Consider the following 23,213-nt stretch of genomic DNA (forward strand, 5'->3'; position numbering starts at 1 on the left):
GATTTCGTTCCTCCCGCAGTCAACGGTTGGAGTCGTCGAACCAGGCGATGAAGCGGGCGAGCGCGATCGTCCGCGACGCCCGATGTAGCGCGCGCAGGTTCAATCGCGAAATCTCCTCCGGCCGATCGACGGCGGCATTCAGTGGCGCGATCGACTCCATTACTTTGGCAAAATCGATATAGCGCGATAAGCGGCTGTCCTGATCGAGCGTCTGTACTGCCGCCAATGCTGCGGGGACGCTATCGCGTAGCGCCCGGTACATGTCAGGGCCTTCCGAGACATTACCCGGTCCACTGCGCAACAAGCGCTCGGGCAGGACATCGGCCAGCGCCTGCCGCGCCAGATAGCGTTCATTGCCACATCGAAATTGCAGCGCCTCCGGTATCGCCAGCGAAAGCTCGACGACGCGGCGATCCTGATAGGGCCTGGAATAGGTCAGTCCCTCGCTTGCTGCCAAGATCGTCTCGAGCGGTTCGCCCCACGCCATTTTGCGCAGGAAATCCAGCCAGCGCGCCTGCCATCGATGATAGGCGGGCGCAGGAACGATCAACCGCTTCGGATTGATCGTACCGTCATCGAACAATCTTTGCGCAAAAGCGGCATTGATGGCGCGGGTGCGCCACATCGGCACCCCCCGCCGGCGATAGGAGCGGATCGCAGCCGAGAGCCATAACGGGATCAACGCCGGAAGCACGTCCTCGCGTATGACATGCCGCAACGATCGTCCGGTTACCCGCCGTCGTGCGCGGACTTCGCGCGCAAAGGTGATCACGCGGCCGCGCAAGAGGAACCGGCCGAGCATCGCCCCCGCCCGGACATTCAGCGTGACATCGCCCCCAGTGCCGTCCAGCACCAGGCGTGCACCGGCTGACGATGCCATGCGATACAGGCCACGCCGGACATACGCCGTCCCCGCACTGTCCTCGGTTGCGGCGAACGTCGCTTCGATATCGCTGAAAGGGGTTTCGTCACCCCTGACGAAATACCGCAGGTCGATATGGGGGTAGCGACGGAATGCCTCTGCGGCAGCGCGAGAATCGCGCACCGGCGGCGGCGCATCCTCGGCCAGCGCCGAGCACAAGGCGATCAATTGCCGTCCCTGCGCGACAACGACCGGCGCGGCGAGCGCGGCAATCCCGCCGCTGTCGAACCCGCCACTGAACAACAGCGCAGGCGGCCGTGTCAGCCGACGCAACCGGCAGGCGACCGCCTCGCCCAGCACCCTGCGATAGGCTTCGATGTAATAGGTTTCGTCCCGGCCGATATGTTCGGGCGCCGCCTGCGGCTCCCAATAGGTTCGCATTTCGCACGAGCCATCCCCTGTCAGCACCAGCAGGCACCCGCCGGGAAGGATTGCGATTCCGTCATACAGTGTCGCACCCGGCGTGATGTCGACCGGGAACAGCAACCGGTAGCCGATAGCCTTTTCCGACAGGCGGCGTGGCACGCCTTCCACCGCCCACAACGCCTTGGCTTCGCTGGCAAAAGCGAAGAAGCCGTCGCCATGATGATAGAATAGGCCACGCTGGCCCATATGGTCGCGCGCAACCGTGAGCGCACGCGTCGCACTGTCCCAAATCGCGAAGGTGAAATCGCCGAGCAGGTGACTGGCGCACTCTCCTCCCCAATGGCGATAGGCGGCGAGCAATATGACGCTGTCCGGCATGTCGCGCAGCGCCGTGTCGTCGATGCCGAGCGCCGATGCCAGCGCCTCGCGATTGTCCAGCCTGATGTCCGCGACCAGCGTGATGCCCCCGTCGCGGATCGGTTGCGCTTCGTGCCAGTCCTCCTGTGTGACGCGCATCAGGCAATGCCCCATGCCAACGCCATCATGGACCGCGATATGACGGCCATCGGGCCCGCGATGGGCCAGCGTATTGGCCATACGCCCGATCTCGCGTTCCGACACCAGCGCGCCATCGGTCCGGACGACGCCGAATATCGCGCTCATCGGGAGCCTGAGATCGCGCCTTGCGCGAGGCGCAGTTCTTCGAGGCGACGATAGGGCTCGGCCAGATGCTCGGCAGCCGCGGTGCGAACTGCCGGCGTCGCCGCTTGCTGCTTGCGTTCAGCATCGCGTTGGAACGCGTACACTGGCGCCTTGGCATCTTTCCCGGCTGCGCCGCGCAACGCAGCGCGGGCATCGTCATCGGGATTGATCCCGAAATGGGACAGGATTTGCGTTTCAACGGCACCTGGCAGCGCATCATAGTTGATCAGCAGCCCGCCTCCGAGTCCCTGATGTTCGATCGCCGCCTCCGAAATGCGGCGCAGCACGCGCGCCGCATATTCCTCGACCGGCATATTCTGGCCATCGACGATCCCGAATGTCTCGATCGAGGCTCCGGCGACGGTCTGCATGCCCCTCATGCGCATATGCGACACGAGGATCTCGACCGGATCACGGTAGAGAAAGACCCATGGTGTGTCGGGAAAGGCTCGCCGCAACAGCGGCAATGCCAGCATATGCCAGCAGTCGAGCTTGACCACATAATGCCGCGATCCGCCAGTGCGGTCGCGCCCGAGCGCCCCGACCATCGCCCGCAAAATGTCGACGCGGATGTCGATCGACACATCAGTCCGCATGCGCGCCCATTGGATGACATCGTCGAGCGGCGGCGGCTCCGACACGACGATGGTATCATCCATCGCCGCCAGCATCTGGGCGACAAGCGTCGAGCCGCAGCGCGACAGATGAAAGATGAATCCGTCCGGGACCGGCAGGCCGTCGGCTGGCGCTGCTTGTGCGAAATTGGACAGCGGCGTGCGATAGCGCATCAGCCGGTTGATCGGCAGCGGTCGCGCGTTGAACAGCGTGTCCGTGAAGAACGGATCGGCAAGAGGCCGACCGGCAAAATGCACCCAGTCCACCGCCATTTCCGGGCCCGCCGCGACCATTGCCGAGGGCAGCCATTGCGGACCGGGCCAGGCGAGTCCGCGCGGTGGCCTCGTGTCGAACCGGTCCATGCCGGCCGGATCGGGCTTCAGGGCGCTCCGGACGTCTGCGGTCGAAAGCGCAATGCCCAATTCAGCGGCGGCATCGACGACGGCAGTGGCGAAAATATTGTCGTCGTAGATTGGCGCCAGGCGCTGCTGCAGCGCCACGTTGCTCATTGCGTGACCACGAAACTGCTCAAGCAACGCCGCCGCGTCGCGAATATCGGTACTGCCTGTCATGGATCGCGAACGCCGTCTTTCCAACCGCCCCCACGGCCGATAGTCTGACCGGATATCGGGGCGTCGACCCCGGTCAGGGGTGTTCGCCTATCATGCTCATTGTGCCGCAACAATCCGCACCAACCTATGCCGATCGGCTGCGCCTGCCGCTGTCGTTCGACCCCGTGCGACTGCGCGAAGATTTCGAGCGGCTCGAACGCAATGCCTGGACCAGGCACTATGTGCCGCAGAATTACGAGGGCGACTGGAGCGTGTTGCCGCTGCGTTTCGCCAAGGGCGCGACGCATCCGATCAAGATGATCTATGCAGATCCGACCGCGACCGAATTCGTCGACGGGCCCAATCTCGCCGCCTCGCCCTATCTTACCGAGGTGCTGGCGGCGTTCGACTGTCCGATGGACGCGGCGCGGTTGATGCGGCTGACCCCGGGGTCGGTGATCAAGGAACATACCGACCATGACCTGGCCGCAGACTGGGGCAAGGCACGGATCCATATCCCGATCACCACCAATCCCGGCGTCGAATTCATGCTTAACGACGTGCACGTCGCGATGCTGCCGGGCAGCGTCTGGTATCTGCGGCTGTCCGATCGGCACCGGGTCGCCAATCGCGGCACCGAAGACCGCGTCCATCTCGTCATCGACTGCAAGATGAACGACTGGCTCGAATGTATGCTGCGTACCGCCGCCTGAACGCTTGTACCGAGCCGGCCGCGCGGCTACGCAAAGACCAACGGGGATTGGCAAGCGGCGGGCAAACGCGCAATATCCGGATCGATTCTGGTGACGAAAGTCCGGGTGGGGTAATCGCGTGAAGTTCCAAGGTAAATCAGCGTCAGTCTGGCTGGCAGGCATTGCCGCCATGGTTCAATCGAGCGCCGCCACGGCGCAGGATTCGCTCACCGATCCAGCGGGCTCGGGCGTGCTGGTATCGGCCGTGCAATGGATGCAGGGAACCTTGCTCGGCACCGTCGCGACCGTCGTCGCGGTGATCGCGGTCGCGGTGGTCGGTTTCATGATGCTGACCGGGCGGATCAACTGGCGTTACGGCGCGACCGTGATCCTCGGCTGTTTCATCCTGTTCGGCGCGGCGAGCATCGTCGCGGGCATCCAGTCCACCGCCAGCCTCGGCAACTGAGCGGTGAACGGGCTGGAACGCGATACGGTGTTCGTCGCCCTCACCCGGCCGCAGATGTTCGCCGGCGTCACCTATAGCTATTTCGTGGTCAACGCGGTCGTCGCCACGGAATTGTTCCTGATCTTCCATTCGATCTGGGTGCTGGCGGTGGCGCTGGTCGTCCATATCGCGGGCGTGCTGCTGTGCCTGCGCGAACCGCGCATCTTCGACCTCTGGCTGACACGCGTGTCGCGCTGCCCGCGCGTCCGCAACCATGCGATCTGGCGATGCAACTCCTACCGCCCCTGAGCCAGGACCCAAAGGCGGCAGCGCGAGAAAAACCGGCCGGCCATCACCTCCCTTATGCGCGCCATGTTGACGATCACACGATCGCGACGCGCGACGGGATGCTGATGCAGGTAATCCATCTGCGCGGCCTGTTGTTCGAAACCGCCGACACCGAGGAAATCAATTACCGCAAGACGCTGCGCAATGCGATGCTGCAGGCGATCGGATCGTCGCGCTTCGCGCTCAACCATCATGTCGTGCGGCGGCGCGTCGAGACCGATCTGAGCGCCGAATTCCCCGACCCTTTTTCCGAACAGCTCGACGCCGCTTGGCGCGCGCGGCTGTCGGCCAAACAACTCTATGTCAATGAACTGTTCCTGACGCTGATCCGACGGCCGCTGCAAGGCCGGGTCGGCATCGCCGATCGGGTTCGCGGGCTGCTCGGCCGGACGATCACCACAGCGGACGACGAATCGATCCATGAGGTGCGCCAGCTCGATGCCGCGCGCGACGCGCTGCTCGCACAGCTCGGCAGCTATGCGCCACGCCTGCTTGGCGTATATGACACACCGCAAGGTCCCTGTTCCGAACCGCTGGAATTCCTCTCCTCGCTGTACAATGGCGAGATGCGTCCAGTGCTGCTGCCGATGCAGGACGCCGGCGATTATCTGCCTTATCGCCGCATCAGCTTCGGTCAGGACACGATCGAGCTGGCCCCCGCCGGTGCCACGCCGCGCAGCTTTGTCGGCATGGTGTCGATCAAGGATTATCCCGGCCAGACCGCACCCGGCATGCTCGACGAGCTGTTGCGGCTGCCGTTTGAACTGACCGTGTCGCAAAGCTTCGGTTTCGTCGATCGCCAGGCCGCGCTCGGCAAGATGAACCTGGCGATGCGGCGGATGAAATCGGCCGAAGACGAGGCCGTCAGCCTGCGTGCCGAACTGTCCAGCGCCAAGGACGAGGTCGCCGCCGGCCGAGCCGGTTATGGCGAACATCACATGACCGTCGCGGTCCGCGGCGCTTCGCCCGCCGATGTCGATAATGGCGTGGCCGAGGTGCAGGCATCGCTCGCCGATCTGGGCATTATCGCGGTGCGCGAGGAAATTGCGCTGGAGCCCGCCTTCTGGGCGCAATTCCCTGGCAACTTCAAATATATCGCGCGACGCGGTCTGGTCTCGACGGGTAATTTCGCCGGGCTGGCGAGCAGCCATAATTTCCCGCTCGGCCGTGCCCAGGGCAATCACTGGGGCGATGCGGTGACCTTGCTCGAAACGACGGCCGCAGGCCCCTATCATTTCAATTTCCATCAGGGCGACCTGGGCAATTTCACCGTTATCGGCCCGTCCGGTTCGGGCAAGACAGTTGTGCTCAATTTCCTGCTCGCCCAGGCGCGCAAGTTTCGCCCGCGCATCATCTTCTTCGACAAGGATCGCGGTGCGGAATTGTTCATCCGCGCGATCGGCGGGCGCTATGACCTGTTGCGCCCCGGCATCGCGTCGGGCCTTAATCCGCTGCAGATCGACGACAATCCGGCCAATCGCCAGTTCCTGATCGACTGGGTCGCGATGCTCGTCGGGGGAGCCGACATCGACGATGTCGCCAAGATCAAGGACGCGATCGACGCCAATTTCGGCCAACCGGTCGAGCATCGCCGCCTGCGCCATCTCGCGGAGCTGTTCCGCGGCGGACATCGCCCGCATGCCGCCGACTTGTGGTCGCGACTCCGTCCCTGGTGGGGTGATGGTGAGCGCGCCTGGCTATTCGACAATGAGCGAGACCTGACCGATCTTTCGGCCGAAGCGGTCGGGTTCGACATGACGGCGATACTCGACGATCCGACGGTGCGGACCCCGGCGATGATGTATCTGTTTCACCGCGTCGAGGAACGGCTCGACGGTACGGCCGCAATTATCGTCGTCGACGAAGGGTGGAAAGCGCTTGATGACGAGGTGTTCGTGCGCCGCATCAAGGATTGGGAAAAGACCATCCGCAAGCGCAACGGCATTGTCGGTTTCGCGACGCAAAGCGCGCAGGACGCGCTCGAAAGCAAGATCGCCAGCGCGATCATCGAACAGGCCGCGACGCAGATCTTCATGACCAATCCGAAGGCGCGGGCGAGCGACTATGTCGATGGTTTCGGCTTGACGCCGCATGAATATGAACTGGTGCGCTCGCTGCCCGACGATGCGCATTGCTTCCTGGTCAAGCACGGCACCGATAGTGTCGTGGCGCGGCTCAACCTGACCGGCGAACGCGACCTGCTGACCATTTTGTCGGGCCGCGAGCGCACCGTCCGGTTGCTCGACGAGATACGCGAAGCGAACGGCGACGATCCTGCCGACTGGATCCCGCGATTGCTGGAGCGCGCCTGATGGCTTGCCCCTCACTCTATTCCGGCGGCGCCTTCCTGTCGGGCGTGCTCAACTATGTCGACTGCCAGGCTCAGGCGGTCGGCCAGAGCGGCTATCAAGCACTGGCGACACCGGGGTCGGGCATCTCGCTGCTGCTCACCGGCGTGCTGACGATCTTTATCGCGATGTTCGGCTATCGGATGATCCTGGGACAGACGCCCGATGCGCGCGATGGCGTGACGGCCGTGGTCAAGATGGGGCTCGTGCTGGTGCTCGCGACAAGCTGGCCTGCTTTTCGCACCCTGGCCTATGACGTCGCGATGCACGGCCCTGCGCAACTTGCCGCCAATATCGGCCAGCCCGCCGGTTTGCCTGGATCCGATGGCGGCCTGGTCAGCCGATTGCAGGGCGTCGACAATGGGATCGCCGCGCTGATCACACTTGGCGCGGGCAAGCCCGACAACACCGACGTCATCGCCGGACCAACCCAGGCGTTGACCCCGCAACAACAGCAGCAGGAACAGCAACGCCTGCAAAGGAGCCTGCAGCGGCCGCGCTGGGATCCGGCCAAGGATAATGACCGTCTGGGTCAGGCGCGCACTCTCTATCTTACCGGCGCGATCGCCGCCTTCGCCTCAGTGCGCCTGGTTGCCGGCCTGCTGCTCGCTTTGGGGCCTTTGTTTGCTCTGTTCCTGCTGTTCGATGCGACTCGTGGCCTGTTCGAAGGCTGGATTCGCGGCGTGGTTGGCGCCACGCTCGGCGCGCTGTCCACAGCGATCATCCTGGGCGTCGAGCTCGCGCTGATCGAACCCTGGCTGGCCAATGTCCTTGCCCAGCGCAATCTCGATATCGCAACGCCCGCCGCGCCCGTCGAGTTGCTGGTGATGACCCTGGTGTTCGGGCTGACCCTGATTGCCGCCCTGATCGCGACGGCGCGTGTCGCACACGGATTCCGCATTCCCGATAGCTGGCGCCTGATGCCCACGCGGCTGGCCGACGCGCTTGGCGGACTGGAGGGACGCCGTGGGCTGGCATCACCGGGCAGTCATTCAAACGCCGCCGATGAACCCCGTTCGCGCGCGATCGCCATTGCCGATGCCGTGGCAGCGAGCCAGCGGCGCGAAAGCGCTGGATCGCCGCCACCGGTAACGCAGATCGGTGCGCGAGTCGGCAGCCAGGCCGTATCGCGTGACATTCCGGTGGCGACGGCGACGCCGCTCGGCCAAAGCTATCGCCGCCGAACCAAGGGACGCGTATCGGCGGGGGCCGCGCGGCGGGACGGGAACGCATGAACAAGAACACAAAGATACCACGCGAAGGCTATTACAAAGCGGCCGAAAGCTGGGCCAACGACCAGCAGGAAGCGTTGCGCGGGTCGCGCAAGACGGCCTGGATCGTCGCATCGGTCGCCGCAGCGGTGGCGCTGGTCGAGGGCATTGCGCTGATCGTGCTGATGCCGCTCAAGACCGTCGTCCCCTATACCTTGCTGGTCGATCGCAACACGGGCTTCGTCGAAACGCTAAAGCCGCTCGACGCGGCGACGATCGCGCCGGACAAGGCGCTGACCCAGTCCTTCCTGGTGCAATATGTCATTGCGCGCGAAAGCTTCGACATCGATGCGCTGCAATCCAATTACCGCAAGGCATCGCTTTGGTCCGCCGATCAGGCGCGATCGGACTATGTCTCAAGCGTGCAGGTCGCCAACCCCGATAGTCCGCTCGCGCGGTTGCCGCGCTCGACCGTTATCTCCACTCGCGTGAAGAGCATTTCGCCGCTCGGCAACAACTCGGCGCTCGTCCGCTTCGAAACGCAGCGCCGCGATGCGGTCGGACAACCGAAACCGGCTCAGGCCTGGGTATCGATCATCCGTTATCGCTTCTCGGGCGAACCGATGCAGCGCGAAGACCGCTTCGTGAATCCGCTTGGCTTCCAGGTCGTGCGCTATCGCCGTGACGCCGAAAACCTGCCGGCGACCGATCCCGCCGTGCCGGTCGCCGGCGATGACCCGCAAACCACGGGGGCGGTCGGGAATACGGTACAGGGCTATACTCCGGCACCCCAATTCCCGCCTCAAGCTCCAATGTCGAACAGACGCCCACAAGGCATCGAGATCGTCCCTTGAGGTTGATCCTGCTCCTCTGCTGCCTGCTCGCCGCGCCAATCGCCGCGAGCGCGCAAACGCGCCCCGTTCCCGGCCCGGGCGATCCCCGTATCCAGACGGTCGCTTATGACGCCGCGCAGGTCGTCTCCCTGCAGGTGGCGAACGGCTATCAGCTGACGATCGAATTCGGCGCCGGCGAGCGGATCGAGAATGTCGCGATCGGCGATAGCGGCGCGTGGCAGGTGACACCCAACAAGCGCGGCGACCATCTGTTCATCAAGGCACTGCAGAACGGCGTGTCGACCAACATGACGGTGGTGACCGATGCACGAAGCTATACGTTCGAATTGCTCCCGCTCTATGGGCCGCTGCCCGACATGGCCTTCATCGTGCGCTTTACCTATCCCATTCCTGCAGTGGCGACGATCGCCACCGCGGTGGCGGCCCAGCCGGGGCGCTACAAGCTGAGCGGCGCGCGCGATATCTGGCCGACCACCATCGATGACGATGGTGCCAAGACGTTCATCGCCTGGCCCACGGATCGCGCCTTGCCCGCGGTCTTCGCGATCGATTCGAGAAAGAACGAGACATTGCTCGATGGCGCAATGCGCGACGGGGAATATGTCATTGATAGCGTGCAGCAAAAACTGGTCTTCCGTTTCGACAAGAAGGTCGCGCGCGCCGAGCGGATCAAGGCGAAGAAGTGATGGCAACCAGAGCCTCAGGGGGCGATCCGCGCCTCTCCGGCGATCGCGAAGCCGATGTCCGGCCGATCGTCGCCAAGCCGTCGTCCGGTTTGCCGATATGGGTGATCGCCGCAGGCGTCGTCATCGCCGCGGTGCTGTTGTTCACGATCCTGGACGGCCGCCGCCGCTCGCTGTCCGCGCCCGCAACCAAGGCGCGCGCATCCGATCTCTCGGGTGGCGCGGCACTGCAGCCCGCACCGCTCTATGTCCCACCCGTCCCGGCCCCGGTCGTCGTACAACCGCTCACCGCACCAGCGCCGCCGCCATCCAGTGTGGCGCCGGCCCAGCCGCGCATCGTCTATGTACCGCAACCAGGTCCGCCCATGCAGCAGCAGATGCCGGTGCCCCCGACCCCTCCGGTCGTGCGCAATGCGGCAGATCCGGTCCTGGTGGTCGATCTCGGCACGGCCGAGCCACCTGCACCCGCCGCCGATCCCGCAGCGAGTGCCGGCGGCATTGCCGGCGCCGGGGTGCGTGCCGGCTATATGCGCAATCGCGCAACCACCGTGCCGCAGGGTGCGCTGATCCCCGCTGTGCTTGAGACCGCGCTCGATTCGACCCGGCCCGGCCTCGCGCGGGCGCTGGTGCAGACCGATGTCCGCGGCTTCGACGGCAGCAAGGTATTGATCCAGCGCGGCAGCCGCCTGATCGGCGAGTACAAGGCCGACCTGCAACCCGGCCAGAACCGCGCGCTGGTCATGTGGACTCGGTTGGTGCGACCCGATGGCGTAACGATCGCGCTCAATTCGCCCGCGGCCGACCCGCTCGGCCAGGTCGGCATCAAGGGCAAGGTCAACAGTCATTTCTTCCAGCGCTTCGGCGCGGCGATCCTTCAGTCGGCGCTCGACATCGGCGTCAACGTCGCCTCGCGGTCTGTCGGCGGCAAGAATTCCGCCCTGGTCGTCGCGCTGCCCGGCGCCGTGCAGAACAGCACCGCATCGCTGACCAACGGCGCGCAGATTCAGCCGACCCTACGCGTCAAACAGGGCACCGCGATCGGCGTGTTCGTGGCGCGCGACCTCGACTTCACAGGCGTCGAGGGCCGACGGTGAACGCGGCTGCCGCCAGCGATCGGCCACTTTATCTGCACAGCTATCTCGCGCCGCTCGCCGATTATCTGAGCCGGCCCGACATCACCGACATCTATATCAACCGCCCGGGCGAAGTGTGGATCGAAACCATCACCGGCGCGATCGATCGCCACAATGCGCCGGGCCTGGACGAAGCGACGCTCGCGCGACTCGCACGCCAGATCGCGGCCTTGTCCAACCAGGGGATCAGCCGCGAACATCCCTTGCTCTCCGCGTCCTTGCCCGACGGCGCACGTGTACAGATCGTCATCCCACCGGCCACCCGGTCCGGCCTGGCACTGGCGATCCGCAAGCATGTCTCGCCCGACCTGACGCTCGACGATTATGTCACGACCGGCGCGTTTGCCGACACCAGGCGCGGCGATCTTTCGGTGCGCAGCGAGATCGACGAGAGATTGGCGGCCCTGCTCGATGCCCGTGACATCGCCGCGATGCTGTCGCTGGCGGTCAAGTCGCGCAAGAATATCCTGGTGTCCGGCGGCACATCCACCGGCAAGACCACGTTCCTCAATGCATTGCTGCGCGAGATTCCGCCCGAGGAAAGACTGATCCTGATCGAGGATACGCCCGAGCTCAACCTGCGCCACGCCAATGCGATCGGCTTGCTCGCGGCGCGGGGCGACCTGGGCGAGGCACGAGTGACCGCCGACGATCTGCTCGCGGCGTCGCTGCGCATGCGGCCCGACCGGATCATCGTCGGCGAGTTGCGCGGCAGCGAAGCCTATACCTTTCTGCGCGCGGTCAATACGGGCCATCCGGGCTCGTTGACCACCGTCCATGCCGACAGCACCCAACGCGCGATCGAGCAGATCACCCTGCTGGTGCTGCAGACCGGTACGCAACTCGGCCGCGAGGATGTGCACCATTATGTCCGCAGCACGGTCGATGTCTTCGTACAGCTCGCACGCAGCAATGGCCGCCGCCACATCACCGAGGTGATGCTCGCGCGCTAGGATATGGTTGTAACCATCAGGATCTGTCGTTACGCTGTCGATATAGCCATAGTGGCGACATTTTGGGGGCCAGCATGTCGAACGAAACTGATCTCGTAACCTCGTCGGTGGAGCAACTCGCCGCGAAGCCGATCAATCGTCGCAAAGTTGTCGCCGGAATGGCGGTCGCGCCGATCGCGACGTCGGCAATCGGCGGCGTTGCGGCTCCGGCAATGGCCGCGACGATTGACCCTTCGGATGCACGCATCAATGCCTATAAGGGCCAATATGCCCTTAGCGGCGGCAAGATCATCGACGGCTATTTCGCGCAGCCGCGTGGCAAGACCAACCTTAACGTCGTGCTGGTCATGCCCAAGGGCAACGCGCTCGACGCCGAGACCGAGAACGAAGTCCGCCGCCATGCGCTGGCCGGCTATCTCGCCATTGCGCCCGATCTGAAGGCGACCGGCGGTGCATTGTCGCTCGCCGGGCGCGACGCGATGATCGCCGACATGATGACCGCCCTGCCTGGCCTGAAGAAGATGGCGCATGGCAATGACCATCTCCGCATCGTGGGCGCCGAGGGCTGAGCGCTTTTTCACTGAAGCACTAACCGCCATGCTTTCTGCCGCTTCCTGCCGGGAGCGGCAGGCAATACTCATCCGGGCCATAAGCTGATCGTTTCCCTTCCTCGCAAATCACGATAGCCTGGGCGCATGTCCAAAGGCGGTCGCCCATGAACCTGCGCCATATCGAAATCTTCCACGCCGTGTACGTCAACGGCTCGGTCAGCGCCGCCGCGCGAGCACTCAACGTGTCGCAGCCCTCTGTATCCAAGATGCTGCGTCACGCTGAATCGCTGCTTGGCTTCCCGCTGTTCCAGCGCACCAATGGCGGCCTGGTCGCGACCGAAGACGCGCATACGCTGTTCAGCGAGGTCAGCGAAATCCAGGACCGCGTCTATGCACTGCGCGAGGCTGGGCGGAACCTGAAGCGCGGAGCGACCGGGATGCTGCGCATCTCCGCGCTGCCCTCGCTCGCGCTCGATGCGCTGCCGACGGCGGTATCACGCTTCCTGCGCAGCCATGAGAAGGTGCGCTTCGACCTGCAGACCGTCCATCACGATGACCTGCTGCGCAAACTCTATGAGCGCGAGACCGATATCGCGCTGGCCTTCGAAGTCCCGCCGGCGACGCCGATCAGCCATCGCTGGCTCGGCGAAGGCGAACTGGTCGTGCTGTACCGCGAGCAGGACATGCCCGACGCGCCGCCAAGAGTGGAGCTGGAAGCGCTGCGCGGGCAACGTTTCATCAGCCTCGCGGGCAGCGGCCCGATCGGTCATCTCTTTGCCCAGGAGCTGCAGCGGCTCGACCTAGAGCTCGACGAAGTGGTGTCCGCGCGCACCTTCTACATCGCCGCCGCGCTGGTACGGCAAGGTGTCGGCATGACCGTGGTCGACAGCTTCACCGCGCAGGCATCGCTCGCCCCCGGCCTGTCGATCCGGCCGCTCAAGCCGCAACTGACTTTCGACGTGCACGCCATGTTCCTGGTCAACCGACCGCCGACCGCACTGGCCACCGACTTCCTCAACATGCTCGCCCGCGTGATCGACACGCCATAACGCGAGGCTATAGCCAGCCTTTCACTCACTATGCCGGAGACGAACAAGGCGAGGATACCATCCTGCAGATGATCCCTTCCCCTTATCTGCTTTACCTCGGTCACAGCACCGACCCGGTCGGCATCAAGACCTCGCGCGGTCTCGCCGTGTTCCGCCGCGACGCCTGTGTCGGCGAGTTCCGCTACGATGACTGCCCCTTCACGCTCGACTTGCCGCGCATGACCATGGCGGAGGGCGCGGCTGCGGGTGCGCGCACGCTCGTGCTCGGCATCGCCAATTCGGGCGGCACGATGGGCGACGATTTGATCGCCGACGCCGCCGCTGCTCTCGAAGCCGGGATGAACATCGCGGCCGGCCTGCACCAGCGTCTGCGCGACGTACCGCGCCTTGCCGCGTTGGCCGAGGAACGCGGGTTGCAGCTGTTCGATGTGCGCGACCCGCCGGCGGACCTGATCGTCGGCACCGGCTATGCCCGCACCGGGCATCGCCTGTTGACGGTCGGCACCGATTGTTCGGTCGGCAAGATGTACACCACGATCGCGCTCACTCAGGCGTTGCAGGCGCGCGGCGTGATCGCCAGTTTCCGCGCAACCGGGCAGACCGGCATCCTGATCGCGGGCAGCGGCGTGCCGGTCGACGCCGTCGTGGCCGATTTCATTTCGGGCGCGATCGAGCAGCTCGCCCCGGCGCGCGGCGATGGCGGCTGGGATGTGATCGAAGGCCAGGGTTCGCTCTATCATCCGTCCTTCGCCGGTGTCTCGACCGGCTTGCTGCACGGTGCCCAGCCCGAAGCGATCGTGTTGTGCGATGATCCGGTTCGCCGCCATATGCGCGGTATTCCAGGACGCAAACTGCCCGGCATCAAGGAATGCCTGGAGATGAACCTGCAGGTCGCGCGACTGACCAGCCCGGCGGTACGCGCGGTCGGCATTTGCCTCAATACGTCGGCGATGGACCTCGAAACGGCACGAGCGCTGTGCGACGCGACCGCGGACGAGCAAGGCCTGCCCTGCACCGATCCGATGCGCTTCGGCGTCGAGGGCGTGATCGACCGATTGCTGCAATGAGCCGCACGCTCCACGCGCAGCATGACCGGTTCGACCTGATCGCGCCGTTCCGTATCGCGCGCGGGGTCAAGACCGCCGCCGATGTGGTGACGGTGACGATCAGCGATGGCGCCACGATCGGCCGCGGCGAGGGTGTCCCCTATCCGCGCTATGGCGAGAGCATCGAGAGCGCGCTGGCCGCGATCGAAGGCGTGAGGACGGCAATCGAAGCCGGTGCCGACCGGCAATCCCTGCTCTCGCTGCTTCCCCCAGGCGCCGCCCGCAACGCGATCGATTGCGCCTTGTGGGACCTGGAAGCGCGGCAGTCGGGCAAGAGCGTGGCGAGCCTGATCGGGGCGCCGGAACCGCAGCGGCTGGCAAGCGCGCTGACCATCGTCATCGATACGCCCGAAGCGATGGCCCGCGCCACTGTCGCGCTGGCCGACGCGCCGCTGCTCAAGATCAAGGTCGATGCCAACGACCCTGCCGCACAGATCCGTGCCGTGCGAGATGCGGCACCCAAGGCCGCGCTGATCGTCGACCCCAATGAGAGCTGGAATCAGGCCTTGGTCGAAGCGCTGCAGCCGGTGCTGATCGATGCCCGGGTTGCGCTGCTCGAACAACCGGTCCCGGCCGATGCCGATGCCTGGCTCGAGGGCTTTACATCGACCGTGCCGATCTGCGCTGACGAGTCGGTCCATGTCACCGCCGATCTCGACCTCATCGCGCGCCGCTACAGCCATGTGAATGTCAAGCTCGACAAGGCCGGCGGGCTGACCGCCGCGCTCGACCTCGCGCAGGCGGCGCGGGCGCGCGGGCTGGGGCTAATGACCGGCTGCATGGTCAGCTCCTCGCTCTCGATCGCCCCTGCCCTGCACATCGCGCGCCTGTCGGATTTCGTCGACCTTGACGGCCCGATCTGGCTCAAGGAGGATCGCGCGGGCGGTGTCACGGACGAGAGCGGCATGCTCGCCCCGCCGGCGACAGGCTTTTGGGGAAATTTATGAACCGCACCGCGCGCATCCTGGCTGTGGCGACGATCGCCGCGAGCGCCTGCTCCGCTGCACCGGCACAGCAGAATGTCGATGTGCTGATCCGCGGCGGCACCGTCTATACCGGGTCGGACGCGCCGTTCGTCGGCGATGTGGCGATCAGCGGCGACCGTATCCGCGTCGTCGATGCTCATGCCAACGTGACCGCCAAGCGCGTCATCGATGCGACCGGCATGATCGTCGCGCCCGGCTTCATCGACCCGCACACGCATATCGGCGACGCGCTGGTCGCCAGGGACCCGGGAACGCGCCTGATCCCCGCTTTCCTGATGCAGGGCGTGACCACCGCCTTTATCGGCAATGACGGCGGCGGCGACCCCGATGTCGCCAAGGTGCTGGGCAGTGTCGCGGTGAAACCGGTCGGCATCAACTTTGCCGCCTATGTCGGGTTCGGCGCGCTGCGTTCGAAAGTGGTCGGCGCGGCGGACCGCGCGCCCACCGCCGCCGAACTGACGCAGATGAAAGCGTTGACCGCGACCGCGATGTGCCAGGGAGCGATGGGCCTTTCGACGGGTCTGTTCTATGCACCGCAAAGCTTTTCCAAGACGGATGAAGTGGTGGCGATCGCTGCCGAAGCGGGCCGGCATGGCGGTATATATGACAGCCATATCCGCGATGAATCGAGCTACACGGTCGGCCTTGCCGCAGCGATCGACGAAGCGATCACGATCGGGCGCGAGGGCAAGCTGCCGGTGCACATCTCACACATCAAGGCGCTTGGCGTGGACGTTCAGGGCCAAGCCGCGGCGATCATCGCCAAGGTCGAGGCCGCGCGCAGCGCCGGCCAGGACGTCACTGCCGACCAATATCCCTGGTCGGCATCGGGCACGAGCCTGACCGCATCGCTGATCCCGCTCTGGGCGCAGGATGGCGGACGCGCCGCACTGCTCAAGCGGTTCGACGATCCCAAGCTTGCCGGGAAGCTGCGCACCGGCATGACCGAGACGCTGCGCAAGCGCGGCGGCGCGGCATCACTGCTGATCACCGAAGGCCAGTTCAAGGGCCGCACCCTGGCCGACATCGCCAAGGCGCGGAAAGAAGATCCGCTCACCGCCGCCATCGCCGTGATCCGTATCGGCGATCCGTCGGTCGCGTCGTTCAACCAGATCGAACCCGACATCGCCGCATTCATGAAGCAGCCCTGGGTGATGACCGGTTCCGATGCCTCGACCGGGCATCCGCGCGTCTATGCGACCTATGCACGCAAATACGCCAAATATGTCGTCGCCGATAAGGTGCTGACGCTGCGCGAGTTCATCGAGCGGAGTTCGGCGCTGGCCGCCGACACCTTCCATCTCGAAGGGCGCGGGCATCTGAAGCCCGGCGCGTTCGCCGATGTCGTGGTGTTCGATCCCAAAAGCTATGCGCCCCGCGCGACCTATGAGCAGCCGACGCTGCTGACGGTCGGCGTGCGCACCGTGCTGGTCAATGGCGTGCTCGCGGTCGACAATGGCGTGCTGACACGCCGCGCCGCCGGACGCGCCTTGCCGCACAAACCGACGCCGGGAAGCTGCTCTTGACTCTGCTTCGCGGCTGGTTCGCAATCGCATTGTGGAAGCGCGTGCTCGGCGCGCTGGCGCTTGGCCTGATCTTCGCGCTCGTCTGGCCAACGGCGACGCCGGCGGTCGCGTTCATGGGCGATCTGTTCGTGCGCGCGATCCGCATGCTGGTCGCGCCGATCGTGCTGGTCACCATCGCCTCGGGCATAACATCGCTTGCCGATCCCAAGCGGCTGGGCGGGCTGGGTGCAAAGACCATCGGCCTGTTCGCCTTCACCACCGCAATCGCCATGTCGGTCGGCATGCTGGTCGCGACGCTCGTCCGCCCCGGCATCGGCGCGCCGCTCGGCACCGCCGTCGCGCATCCGCTCGGCAACCCGGTCACGCCCTATGATCAGCTGATCGGGATCATCCCGCTCAACATCGTCGATGCGCTGGCCAAGGGCGACATGCTCGCGCTGATTTTCGTCGCGATCCTGTTCGGGGTCGGCACGGTCATTTCAGGCGAGGCGGGCAAGCCGCTCGCCGCGCTGCTGCAATCGACCTCGGCCGTATTGCTCAAGATCGTCGGCATCGTGATGGAGGCGACCCCGTTCGGCGTGTTCGCGCTGATCGCCGGCGCGGTCGCGGCCAATGGCGCGGCGGTGTTCGTGCATGTCGGCTGGCTCGCACTCGCCGTGGTCCTCGGCTCGCTGATCCAGATCCTGGTGGTGCACAGCCTGTTGCTGAAATTCGCCGCGCGCCTGCCCGTGCTGCCCTTCTTCCGTGGCATTGTCGACGCGCTGGTCATTGCCTTCTCGACCGCATCCAGCTCGGCGACCCTGCCCGTCGCGATGCGCGTGGCGGAGGGTAATCTCGGGGTCGGCCGGCCAGTCTTTTCGACCGTGCTCCCGCTCGGCGCGAGCATCGGCAAGGATGGGACGGCAATGTATGTCGGCCTGCTCAGCCTGTTCGCGCTGCAGGCGTTCGGCACGCCGCTCACGCCCAGCGTCTATGGCCTGGTCCTGCTCACCGGCGCGCTGGCCGCATTCGGCACCGCGCCGGTTCCGTCCGCCTCGCTGTTCATGCTTGCCGCCGTGCTGTCGGCGGTCGGCATCCCGCCCGAGCAGACCGCGCTGGTGGTCGGTTTCGTGCTGCCGTTCGACCGGCTGCTCGACATGACCCGCACCGTACCGAGCGCAAGCGCCAATCTGGCCGTCGCGACCACGGTCGCGCGTTGGGAAGGCGAGCTTGACGAGGCCATCTACCGGTCGCGGCGCGACGACTGAACCATCGACGGGAGGAGCGCCATGGCGAACACCGATCAGGACGACATCGCCGCCTATCATCGTGATGGCTATGCGATCGTGCGCGGCGTGTTCACCCCCGCGGAGATCGAAACGATCGGCGCGGCGGTCGATCAGGTCCATGCCGAGGGCGTGCGGCATGGCCGCAGCTTCCGGCACGGCAACCTGTTCTACAATGTCGCGGACGGTGGCGGCGACAACGGGGGCGATCCGATCGTGCGGATGGTGCAATGGCCCTCCTATCATCAGGCCGTGCTCAATGAAGTGCGCACGGATCGCCGCATCGCCCGGATTCTTGAGCCGCTGATCGGGCGCGACCTGAAGCAGATCATCAACCAGCTTCACTGGAAAGTGCCGGGCGGCCAGGGCGATTTCGCCTGGCATCAGGATTCGCGCTTTCGCAAGCCCGACGCCGCCTATCGCCATCTCGGCACGTCCTACATCCAGACCGGCCTTGCGATCGACCCACACACGCGCGACTCCGGCTGTATGAGCTTCATTCCCCGCAGTCATCTGCGCGGCAATCTCGACCTGGATTCGGCGGTCGAAGTGCTTGGCCGTTCGATGACCGATTCCGCGCTGCTGTCGGCCGGCCTGGCGCCCGAGGATGCGATCGACGTGGTGCTCGATCCGGGCGATCTCGCGCTGTGGAGCCCCTATCTGGTCCACGGATCGGGCACCAATCGATCGACTCATCGCCGTCGCCTGTACATCAACGGCTATGTTCGTGCCGAGGATTGCGATCGCGGCGAATGGGCGTTCCGCAATGGCGAGCCCGTGCCGCTGGGTCCGGAACCGGCGCTGGTTCATTATGAGGAACTGCACGAGCGCGGCGAACCGCATTACGTTTAGAATCGGCCATCGGTCGCGTGTTGGGCGGACCCGAGTCGCGAGCGGTTTCGATACTGTTTTTGCTGTTATTTCGACCCGAATTTTTCCGATGCTGTTAAGTTGGATTTTCGACCAAAAATTTCACCTTGTTCTCAATCGCTTGCCGGGAAATATGCTGTTATCGATTAACAGCATGAAAACAACATCGGAACAGCACGGAACAGCGTCCCATTCCGGCCCATAACAGCAGGGCGGAAAATTCGATTTTTTGCGGTCATGTGAAAGAGCGGATCGCGGCGCGGATGACACCCCGTTCGGCGCCACCTTGCCACCAGCCGCAATGACATTGAATCGGTGTTACCCGCGCCGATCGCCGCAGGGAAAGGCGATGGTTATTCGGTAAAGGCGGCGAGGTTATCGAGCGACGATTTCAGACCGACGGCATGATCCTCCGGCTTGATGCCTGCGGGCACATTCTCGCAAATGATGCGCACCTCGGTCCCCTCGGGTACCGCTGTCAGCGACCAGGTCATGGTCATCTCACCCGCAAAGGCCGGGTCCTCGGCCTCGAACTCGACCAGCTGCACGACACGTTGGTCGGGAACCAGCCTCACGAACCGACCGCGGACGACATCCGAATCCGGCGAAGCCTTGCCGGATGTTGCGGCACCAGGATCGTCATAAGTGAGCGTCATGCGATAGCGCCCGCCCTCGAATGGCTGGAACAGTTCGATACTGCCCGTCATGCCCTGAGGTGGAAGCCAGATGAGCCAGGCATCGGAATCGAGAAAGGCGCGATACAGCGCCTGTGGCGAGGCCCTGATGATCCGCGATGCGGCATCAATGCGTTTGGCGCTCAAACTCACCTCCCGGATTCAGGCCTGACGGTCTGCGGCAGGCTATTCAATGAATGCGGCGTCACGGCACAAGGTTCCGCAGATGCGGCGGCAATCGACGGCGTTGCCAGTCCCGTTCCGCCTCCTGCCCCTGCCCCATAAGGGCGATCGCCTTCAGCGCATAAGCCGCCGCGTGCGGCGCATGAGTCGCGACATGCGCGGTCGCCGCAGCATGCCCGGCCGCGCGAGCGGCGGCGGCAGCAGCGGGACTGCCGGCCTCGCGCGCCGCAGCATGGGCGGCAAAGGCGAATATACGTGCAGCGGTCATTGCCAGATCGCCATTCTGCCATAGACGCACGGCCCGAACCGCCTCGCGCGCCCTGGTATCTTCGGGGTGCTGGGTTTCGAACAGCGCCAGCACCCGCTCCGCGCAATCCGCCGCCCATAAGGCCAGGTGCTGGTGATCGTTCATGGCGGACGCAGTACCATAACCGCCGAACCGATGTACGCGACCGCGTTGCCCCGATAGGTCATCATATCTTGACGGAAGATGTTTCCAGCGACGACCCTTTGAGCCCGGGTCATTGGAACACCCGTATCATTGGGAATATGTGCGGATGAACGATGAACCGACACAGCTCGTTATCTTCCTGTTCCCAGTGCTTTTCATCGGCATGTGGTTGATGATAACCACCATGCTCGGCGCGATCGCCGGATGGTTCACGCTCCAGCAGCACTATCCCGCCAGTGATCAACCGATCTTGCTCAAGCTGCGCGCTCGCTCGGGCTCGATGGGACCCGGCGTTGCCTTGAGCGGCATATTGACCCTGAGCGCCGGCCCCTCGGGCCTGCGTGTCGGCATCTCGCGCCTGTTCGGTCCCTTCCAGAAACCGTTCCTTGTTCCATGGCGGGAAATCCGCGCGGAGGCGAAAACCTTCTTCTTTGTACCAATGGTCAAATTGTCGTTCGGGAATCCCACCAACGGGACGCTCAAAATCGACGCCCGGACCTGGCAGCGTCTCGCCGCGCATTCTCCGAGCATCTCGCGCGCCAATGCTTCGCACGTGTCGCTGGGTCAAAATGCGCGGGGCCTTTTGCTGCAATGGGCTTGCATCACTTTGATTATTGGTAGCTTTTTCTACGTCACCTCACGCGTGGGGCCCCAGTCCGAGAGAATCCCGCTGCTTGCCTGTTTCGGATTTCCGGGAATTCTCTACGGCTTCGGCCAGTTGATCCGCTTTCTTCGACAATGACGCGCAGCGAGGAAGCGTTCGGCCTTGTCATTCGGTTGCGACTCAGGCCGCGCGCTCAAGTAGGGACTGAGCAACGTCCTGATAGGTGACGCGCAGTGTGTCCGGCCCCAGCGCGCTCAAAAAGGCATGAGCGTCGAACACCTCGCCGAGCGCGCGCACGCCGGTCCGGTCGCCGGCTTCGCCGGCCAGCAGCCGCTCCAGCGCTTCGACGATGATCGGCGCGGTAATGGCGTAGATGTCCTGACCGCTGGCGGTCGCGCGGCGCAAGCGGTCGCCCTTGCGGACCAGCACGTCCATCGCGAACAATTGCGCCGAACGCCCCTGCGCATCGCTTGGCTGGGGTGGTGGCGTCGCCGGGTCGCGAAGATCGCGCAACGGTGCTTGGTTCATCCAGGAATCGATCGTTTGCGGCTTCAGATGATGCGCGAGCACGATCATTTCGGAAAGCGGGAGCGTGACCATGTCCTGACGTCCGAACGGCGCCGGAAAGGTCCAGTGACCGACCGGGGCCGGGTCCGGCATCGGCTCCAGCCGGCCCTGCCGCAGCACGAGGCGTTTGGCGGTGTTGCGCTGCCCGGTCACGCGGGTGCCCCTGGTCGGGTGCCAGCTGTCCAGGGCCATCGCGACGGTGATCTCATCGACCGGTTCCGGCTCGTCATTGATCGCGCTGGCGAGAAGATCAGCCAGCCCGCCATAGAAGGCGGCAGCCGGCAGTAAAACGACACCCGCCTGTCGTGCCGCGGCGTCGCGTTGCGCGATGATCGCCTGCACCGTTTGCTGTTCGGCATTGGTGTCGAGATAGGGGATGCCGGCGCGCAGTGCCGCATCGATCACCGGCATCGCCGTGTCGAGAAACGGCCCCGCGCAATTGATCACCGCCACCGCGCCCGCCAAGGCGGCATCGAGCGATGCCGGATCGTCCATATGCGCCACCCGCACCACGCCGTCCGGACCGGCATCCGCCAGCGCGAGCGTGTGTTCATCGCGCCCCACCAGGATCGCAGCCAGGCCGCGCCGATTCAATTCGGCGAGCACGAAGCGGCCGGTATGACCGGTCGCGCCAATGACCGCGATCCGCTTGTCTTGACCGATATTGCTCATGACACCCCTTCAAATGCTACAGACCTGTCTGTTTTAATGATACAGATCTGTAGCGTCGTCAAGCTTTCGCATGTACGGTGCGAGGATCGAGCGAAACCGATGAGGTTGGACAGAGTGACACAAAGCCAGGTCAAGCCGAGCGATGACGCCACGAGCGTGCGGGATCGGATCCTGAGAACGGCCGGCGAGCTCTTCTATCGCGAGGGGACGCGCGCGATCGGCGTCGACCTGATCGTCGAGCGCGCCGGCGTCGCCAAGACCAGCCTCTACCGGTATTTCCGCACCAAGGATGATTTGATCGAAGCGTTCCTGCACAATGAGGATCGCGATTTCTGGCAGCGATGGGATGAGGTGTCGGCCGCCCATGCCGGCAAGCCGGCCCGGGAGCTCGACGCGCAGCTGAAATGGATCGGCGATCGTATCGCGCGGCCCGGCTATCGCGGCTGTCCGCAAATCAACATCGCGGCCGAATATGCCGATGAGGACCACCCCGCGCGCAAGGTCGCCGTTGCGCACAAGGCGGAACTGCGGCGGCGGCTGGCGGTGCTGGCGAAGGAGACGGGGATGGCGGAGCCCGAACGCTTCGCGCTGCAACTGTCGATCGTCATTGATGGCGCGCTGAGCAGCGGGCGTACGCTTCATGCCGCAGGCCCGGCATCCTTCCTGCAAGATATCGCGCGCACCATCAGCGCCGCGCCCCGGTCCGGCTAAGGACTAGAGTTTGATTCAGCAAGACGGCACCGCCCTCCACAGCCATTCCAACGATGCGTTGCATCGCCGGAACCTTGGGCTGCTCCGCCCGCTCCCCCACCCGGCCACCCACAGAATATACTGAATGGGTGGCCGGGTGGGGGAGCGGGCCGGTGCCGCGCTTCAGTGCAGCTGG

The 23,213-nt window shown here is 64.8% G+C and carries 23 protein-coding genes; 18 read left to right on the forward strand and 5 right to left on the reverse strand.

Going from position 1 to position 23,213, the window contains the following annotated elements; translation table 11 throughout:
• Positions 1–19: 19 nt before the first annotated feature.
• On the reverse strand, positions 20–1,951 hold the full coding sequence (locus OO12_RS00370) for an asparagine synthase-related protein (protein ID WP_034156645.1): 1,932 nt from the start codon (positions 1,949–1,951) through the stop codon (positions 20–22).
• A complete protein-coding gene (locus tag OO12_RS00375) occupies positions 1,948–3,177 on the reverse strand; it encodes a sulfotransferase (protein WP_052215367.1) in 1,230 nt (409 codons plus the stop codon). The genes OO12_RS00370 and OO12_RS00375 overlap by 4 nt, the downstream gene beginning before the upstream one ends.
• A gap of 92 nt (positions 3,178–3,269) precedes the next feature.
• Here OO12_RS00375 and OO12_RS00380 point away from each other — a divergent pair, with 92 nt between their 5' ends.
• The 16 genes from OO12_RS00380 to OO12_RS00455 all read left to right on the forward strand — a co-directional run bounded on the left by OO12_RS00380 (position 3,270) and on the right by OO12_RS00455 (position 19,158).
• Positions 3,270–3,869, forward strand: a complete 600-nt coding sequence (locus OO12_RS00380; protein ID WP_052215368.1) for an aspartyl/asparaginyl beta-hydroxylase domain-containing protein — start codon at positions 3,270–3,272, stop codon at positions 3,867–3,869.
• Between the two features lie 151 nt (positions 3,870–4,020).
• The gene (locus tag OO12_RS00385) at positions 4,021–4,314 is read left to right on the forward strand and encodes a TrbC/VirB2 family protein (protein WP_034156821.1); all 294 of its coding nucleotides are present in this window, start codon (positions 4,021–4,023) and stop codon (positions 4,312–4,314) included.
• Positions 4,315–4,317: 3 nt separating this feature from the next.
• Positions 4,318–4,602, forward strand: coding sequence for a type IV secretion system protein VirB3 (locus OO12_RS00390; protein WP_034156646.1), 285 nt, complete (start codon positions 4,318–4,320; stop codon positions 4,600–4,602).
• The gene (locus OO12_RS00395; RefSeq protein WP_034156647.1) at positions 4,581–6,953 is read left to right on the forward strand and encodes a VirB4 family type IV secretion/conjugal transfer ATPase; all 2,373 of its coding nucleotides are present in this window, start codon (positions 4,581–4,583) and stop codon (positions 6,951–6,953) included. Before OO12_RS00390 ends, OO12_RS00395 begins: the two co-directional genes overlap by 22 nt.
• Positions 6,953–8,224: a type IV secretion system protein gene (locus OO12_RS00400; protein ID WP_034156648.1), complete on the forward strand. Its 1,272-nt coding sequence runs from the start codon at positions 6,953–6,955 to the stop codon at positions 8,222–8,224. Before OO12_RS00395 ends, OO12_RS00400 begins: the two co-directional genes overlap by 1 nt.
• Positions 8,221–9,054, forward strand: coding sequence for a virB8 family protein (locus tag OO12_RS00405; RefSeq protein WP_082006244.1), 834 nt, complete (start codon positions 8,221–8,223; stop codon positions 9,052–9,054). Before OO12_RS00400 ends, OO12_RS00405 begins: the two co-directional genes overlap by 4 nt.
• Positions 9,055–9,056: 2 nt before the next feature.
• The gene (locus OO12_RS26600; RefSeq protein ID WP_052215370.1) at positions 9,057–9,740 is read left to right on the forward strand and encodes a TrbG/VirB9 family P-type conjugative transfer protein; all 684 of its coding nucleotides are present in this window, start codon (positions 9,057–9,059) and stop codon (positions 9,738–9,740) included.
• Entirely contained in the window at positions 9,740–10,831 is a 1,092-nt protein-coding gene (locus OO12_RS00415; RefSeq protein WP_052215371.1) for a TrbI/VirB10 family protein, read from the forward strand. Before OO12_RS26600 ends, OO12_RS00415 begins: the two co-directional genes overlap by 1 nt.
• Positions 10,828–11,823: a P-type DNA transfer ATPase VirB11 gene (gene virB11, locus OO12_RS00420; protein ID WP_034156649.1), complete on the forward strand. Its 996-nt coding sequence runs from the start codon at positions 10,828–10,830 to the stop codon at positions 11,821–11,823. Before OO12_RS00415 ends, virB11 begins: the two co-directional genes overlap by 4 nt.
• Positions 11,824–11,897: 74 nt before the next feature.
• Positions 11,898–12,392 (forward strand): hypothetical protein, encoded by a 495-nt coding sequence (locus OO12_RS00425; RefSeq protein ID WP_034156650.1) that lies wholly within the window; start codon positions 11,898–11,900, stop codon positions 12,390–12,392.
• A 146-nt stretch (positions 12,393–12,538) separates the two neighbouring features.
• Entirely contained in the window at positions 12,539–13,423 is an 885-nt protein-coding gene (locus OO12_RS00430) for a LysR family transcriptional regulator (RefSeq protein ID WP_034156651.1), read from the forward strand.
• A 68-nt stretch (positions 13,424–13,491) separates the two neighbouring features.
• Positions 13,492–14,490, forward strand: a complete 999-nt coding sequence (dgcN, locus tag OO12_RS00435) for an N-acetyltransferase DgcN (protein ID WP_034156652.1) — start codon at positions 13,492–13,494, stop codon at positions 14,488–14,490.
• Positions 14,487–15,476 carry an N-acetyl-D-Glu racemase DgcA gene (gene dgcA, locus OO12_RS00440; RefSeq protein ID WP_034156653.1) on the forward strand — a complete coding sequence of 330 codons (990 nt, stop codon included), beginning with the start codon at positions 14,487–14,489 and terminating at the stop codon, positions 15,474–15,476. The genes dgcN and dgcA overlap by 4 nt, the downstream gene beginning before the upstream one ends.
• Positions 15,473–17,041, forward strand: a complete 1,569-nt coding sequence (locus OO12_RS00445; protein ID WP_034156654.1) for an N-acyl-D-amino-acid deacylase family protein — start codon at positions 15,473–15,475, stop codon at positions 17,039–17,041. The genes dgcA and OO12_RS00445 overlap by 4 nt, the downstream gene beginning before the upstream one ends.
• Entirely contained in the window at positions 17,038–18,288 is a 1,251-nt protein-coding gene (locus OO12_RS00450; RefSeq protein ID WP_034156655.1) for a dicarboxylate/amino acid:cation symporter, read from the forward strand. The genes OO12_RS00445 and OO12_RS00450 overlap by 4 nt, the downstream gene beginning before the upstream one ends.
• A 21-nt stretch (positions 18,289–18,309) precedes the next feature.
• Positions 18,310–19,158 carry a phytanoyl-CoA dioxygenase family protein gene (locus OO12_RS00455; protein WP_052215372.1) on the forward strand — a complete coding sequence of 283 codons (849 nt, stop codon included), beginning with the start codon at positions 18,310–18,312 and terminating at the stop codon, positions 19,156–19,158.
• Positions 19,159–19,529: 371 nt separating this feature from the next.
• On the opposite strand, the gene OO12_RS00460 is transcribed toward OO12_RS00455, so the two are convergent.
• Both OO12_RS00460 and OO12_RS00465 read right to left on the reverse strand, forming a co-directional pair.
• Entirely contained in the window at positions 19,530–19,997 is a 468-nt protein-coding gene (locus tag OO12_RS00460) for an SRPBCC family protein (RefSeq protein ID WP_200887352.1), read from the reverse strand.
• Between the two features lie 58 nt (positions 19,998–20,055).
• The gene (locus OO12_RS00465; protein WP_034156657.1) at positions 20,056–20,445 is read right to left on the reverse strand and encodes a putative immunity protein; all 390 of its coding nucleotides are present in this window, start codon (positions 20,443–20,445) and stop codon (positions 20,056–20,058) included.
• 145 nt (positions 20,446–20,590) lie between these two features.
• On the opposite strand from OO12_RS00465, the gene OO12_RS00470 reads away from it, so the two are divergent.
• Positions 20,591–21,226 carry a hypothetical protein gene (locus OO12_RS00470; protein ID WP_034156658.1) on the forward strand — a complete coding sequence of 212 codons (636 nt, stop codon included), beginning with the start codon at positions 20,591–20,593 and terminating at the stop codon, positions 21,224–21,226.
• A gap of 42 nt (positions 21,227–21,268) precedes the next feature.
• Here OO12_RS00470 and OO12_RS00475 read toward each other — a convergent pair whose 3' ends face one another.
• On the reverse strand, positions 21,269–22,327 hold the full coding sequence (locus OO12_RS00475; protein ID WP_034156659.1) for a saccharopine dehydrogenase NADP-binding domain-containing protein: 1,059 nt from the start codon (positions 22,325–22,327) through the stop codon (positions 21,269–21,271).
• A 99-nt stretch (positions 22,328–22,426) separates the two neighbouring features.
• Between OO12_RS00475 and OO12_RS00480 the strand changes: the two genes are divergently transcribed.
• Entirely contained in the window at positions 22,427–23,038 is a 612-nt protein-coding gene (locus tag OO12_RS00480) for a TetR/AcrR family transcriptional regulator (protein WP_052215373.1), read from the forward strand.
• Positions 23,039–23,213: the final 175 nt, after the last annotated feature.

This window comes from Sphingomonas sp. ERG5 (assembly GCF_000803065.1).
In the GTDB taxonomy this organism is placed as follows: domain Bacteria; phylum Pseudomonadota; class Alphaproteobacteria; order Sphingomonadales; family Sphingomonadaceae; genus Sphingomonas.